4 protein-coding genes are annotated in these 3,711 nt (G+C 72.4%); 3 read left to right on the forward strand and 1 reads right to left on the reverse strand.

Features of this window, described 5'->3' with window-relative positions:
• From VFO68_RS18985 to VFO68_RS18995, 3 genes are all read left to right on the forward strand, one after another.
• Positions 1 to 399 (forward strand): molybdopterin dinucleotide binding domain-containing protein (locus VFO68_RS18985; RefSeq protein WP_325159656.1); only part of this gene is annotated, 399 nt, incomplete at its 5' end.
• Positions 400 to 552: 153 nt separating this feature from the next.
• On the forward strand, positions 553 to 1,410 hold the full coding sequence (locus VFO68_RS18990) for an SGNH/GDSL hydrolase family protein (protein ID WP_325159657.1): 858 nt from the start codon (positions 553 to 555) through the stop codon (positions 1,408 to 1,410).
• A gap of 157 nt (positions 1,411 to 1,567) precedes the next feature.
• The gene (locus VFO68_RS18995) at positions 1,568 to 2,305 is read left to right on the forward strand and encodes a hypothetical protein (protein ID WP_325159658.1); all 738 of its coding nucleotides are present in this window, start codon (positions 1,568 to 1,570) and stop codon (positions 2,303 to 2,305) included.
• Between the two features lie 42 nt (positions 2,306 to 2,347).
• On the opposite strand, the gene VFO68_RS19000 is transcribed toward VFO68_RS18995, so the two are convergent.
• The coding region (locus VFO68_RS19000; RefSeq protein ID WP_325159659.1) for a tetratricopeptide repeat protein at positions 2,348 to 3,711 on the reverse strand (1,364 nt) is incomplete at its 5' end.

Below are 3,711 nucleotides of genomic sequence, written 5' to 3' on the forward strand. Positions count from 1 at the left end.
CCGGCCGCCGAGGTCACCGACGACGGGCTCGCCGCCCGCTACCCACTGGTGCTGATCTCGGTGGCCGGACACGAGTTTCTCAATACGGTGTTCGGCAACAACGCCGAGCTGCGCCGCCGGGCCGGTGCGCTCCGGGTGGTGCTGCATCCGGACGACGCCGCCGCGCGCGGCCTGACCGCCGGCACCCGGGTGCGGGTGGCCAACGACCGCGGCGCGTTCCTGGCCGAGCTGGCGACCGGGGACTGGGTGCGGCCCGGCGTCGCGGCGACCACCAAGGGCCACTGGGCGAAGTTCACCGGCGGGTCCAACGCCAACGCCACCGTGGACGAGCGGGACACCGACCTCGGCGGCGGCGCGGTGTTCCACGACAACCGCGTCGAGGTGACGGCCGCCGGTTAGCGTGAGTGGCGCATTTTTCGTTGGGAATTGAGGGTTTTCGCTAAAACCGGGGCGCTGCCTTGACGGTGTGCCAGGGCTGGTTGACGATGGGCGAACGCACAACCTACTCGCCAGTAACGTGCGGTCCACCGTCATCGACGCCGGGAGAAACCCATGCAGCGTGGTCTGTTCACGTCCCTCGCCGCCGCGATCGCCGCCCTGTTCGTCGTCACCAGCGCGCCGGCCGCCCAGGCCGAAGCACCGCTGAACTACGTCGCACTCGGCGACTCCTACAGCGCCGCGTCCGGTGTGCTGCCGCCGGATCCCGCCGCGTCGTTGCTGTGCCTGCGGTCCAGCCGCAACTACCCGCACGTGATCGCGGCTCGCACCGGGGCCCGGCTGACCGACGTGACCTGTGGCGCCGCCGAGACCCGGCACTTCACCACCGCCCAGTACCCCGGCGTCGCGCCCCAGGTGAACGCCCTCGGCGCAGACACCGACCTGGTCACGATGACGATCGGCGGCAACGACAGCGGCGTGTTCATCAGCGCCATCCTCGCCTGCGGCGCGCTCGGCGTGCTCACCCTCGGCCACGGCAGCCCGTGCCGGGACACCTACGGTTCGTCCTTCGAGGACACCGTGCGCACCACCACCTACCCGGCCCTGGTCGGTGCGCTGCAGGCGGTCCGGGCCAGGGCGCCCCAGGCCCGGGTGGGCATCCTCGGCTACCCGTGGATCCTGCCGGCCACCGGCGGCTGCTTCGACAAGATGCCGGTCGCCCGTGGAGACGTGCCGTACCTGCGGTCGTTGCAGACCACCCTCAACGACGCCGTGCGCCGGGCCGCCGAGGCGACCGGCGCCACCTATGTGGACTTCAGCGCCGCGTCCACCGGACATGACGCCTGCCAGCGGCTCGGCGTCCGTTGGATCGAGCCCGTGCTGCAGACCACCAACCTCGTCGTGGTCCACCCGAACGCGCTCGGTGAGGCCAACATGGCCGCGCAGGCGATCCAGGTGCTCGGCCTGGGCTGACCGGCCCGGGGGTGCGCGCCGTCGCCGGCATGGCCGTGCCGGCGACGGCCAGCGCGCAGCCAGTCCACTGCAAGCGCTCTACGCCATTCTTCCGGTAACGCATGCGCCGCCAGGTGCGCATGCGTCTCCTTTGTCCGGTGCGCGTAGAGGAGAGTGGATGAGAAAGAGACTGACGCGGGCCGTGATCGCCCTGACTCTCGCGATCACTGTCACGGCGACCGGCACCATCAAACCGGCGCCGGCGCAGGCCGGGCCGGTGCGGGTGCAGTACGACATCATCGCCATCATCGGCGCGGTCAAGACCCTGGTGGACATCTGGCGCAGCTTCCGCGGCGGCGGGATGTCCATCGAGGCCGCCACCCAACAGATCCTGGGTGCGATCAACACGGCCAAGACCGACATCCTCAGCCACATGGACCGTCTGGCGGCGGCCGAGGCCCGGTCCTGCGCCACCCGGCACGTCATCGAACTCGCCGACATCCAACAGTTCAACCCGACCACGATGCAGATCTGGGCCCAGGACGCCACCGGGTGCGTCACCCTGATCTCCAGCCTGCTCGACGTGGTCACCGACAAGGCGGCGGCCGACACGCTCGGCGCCGCGTTCGACGTGATCGGGCCGATCGCGCTGATCGCCCGCAGCCGCGCCGGGTTCAGCACCGAGGCCCTGCGCGCGGTTCTGGTCAGCGGCAACAACAAGATCATCACGAAGCTCATGCCGGACTGTTACTTCGTCTCCGGATGGAACCCGCCCTACATCACGCGATCCATCTGCATCGCCTACAACGGCGACCGGGCGGAGCAGCTCAACACCTATCCCAATGACGCCCTCCGGGCACAGGCGATGCAGCGCACCAGCTGGGTGATTGCGCAGTACGCCATACCCCTGCTCTGAGGGCAAGCCTGGGCGGTTGGGCGGCGCCAGGTGCCCAACCGCTCAGGCGGTTCCGTTGCGCGAGAGCGTGTAGCGGCCCGCCTCGGCCCGGGCGATGCCGGCCTGGGCGCGGGTGCGTTCGTCGCGGTCGCCGGTCTCGGTGGCGATCGCCAGCGCGGCGGTGTGCCGGTCCAGCGCACCCGGCCGGCCCGCCGCGTGCAGCGCCTCGCCCAACCCGTTGAGCACGCTCGCCTCGCCGTAGCGGTGCCCGGTGTCCCGGAAGATCGCCAGGGCCTGCTCGAGGTCGGCGAGCGCCCGGTCGTGCTCGCCGAGCCGGGAGTGCACCGGGCCGAGGTTGGACAGCGCGATGGCCTGCCCGTAGCGGTGCCCCAACTCCTCGAACAGGACCCGGGCCTGTTCGAGGTGGCCGGCGGCGCGGGTGTAGCCGCCCAGGTTGGTCTCGGCCTCACCGAGGTTGGCCAGGGCGCTCGCCGCGCCGCTTCGGTCGCCGAGCGCGGCGAACAGGTCGTGCGCCTCGGTCAGGTGCTCGGCCGCGCGGGCATGCTGGCCGACGCTGCCGCACAGGCCGCCGAGGTTGGTCAGCACCGCGGCGATGCCGTGCCGATTGCCCAGTTCGCGGTAGGCGGTCAGAGCCTGCTCCAGATGGGTCTTCGCGGCCGCGTGCGCCCCGAGCCGGTCGGCGACGATGCCCAGGTTGGACAGCGTGCGGGCGGCGCCGGCCTGGTCGCCGGACAGCCGGTGCAGCTCCAGCGCGCGGGTCAGCCGCTCGGTCGCCGGGCCGTACTGGCCGAGCAACCGGTGCACCAGCCCGAGGTTGGTCAGCGCCTGCGCCTCCCCGGCCCGGTCGCCGGTCGACCGGGCGGCGGCCAGCGCGGCGCCGTGGATCGCCAGCGCCTCGGCGTAGTGGCCGCTTTCCAGGTAGCGGTACAGGGTCGCGGCGAGCCGCACGGCATGCCCGGGCCAGTCGTGGCCCGCGGCGTACTCGCAGACGGCGACCAGGTTCGGCAGCTCGGCGGCCAGCCACGCGCGCAGCCGCTCCGGATCTCCCTGCGGTTGCGGGACCTCGCCGGCCGCCGCGGTCGGGTAGAGCACCCGCACCGCCTCGGTGGCGCCCTCGAGGTAGTGGTCGAACAGCCGGGTGCGGGCCGCGTGCAGGTCGGCCCCGGTGTCGGTGCCCATGGCCAGGTCCAGCGCGTAGGCGCGGAGCAGGTCGTGCATGCCGTACCGGCCGCCGGGGTCGCGCCGCACCATGTGCGCGCGGACCAACAGGTCCAGCAGCCGGGTGACCTCGTCGAGGTCGACCCCGGCGAGTGCGGCGGCCGCCGGGGCGTCCAGGTCGGCGCCCGGATGGCAGCCGAGCCGGCGGAACAGCGTCCCGGCGTCGGCCGGAAGATGCCGGTAGGACC

This window comes from Actinophytocola sp. (assembly GCF_035712165.1).
Lineage (GTDB): Bacteria > Actinomycetota > Actinomycetes > Mycobacteriales > Pseudonocardiaceae > DASYTH01.

Coding starts and splice junctions, on each gene's coding strand:
- VFO68_RS18990 (WP_325159657.1), top strand. CDS start 553: ATGCAGCGTGGTCTGTTCACGTCCCTCGCCGCCGCGATCGCCGCCCTG.
- VFO68_RS18995 (WP_325159658.1), top strand. CDS start 1,568: ATGAGAAAGAGACTGACGCGGGCCGTGATCGCCCTGACTCTCGCGATC.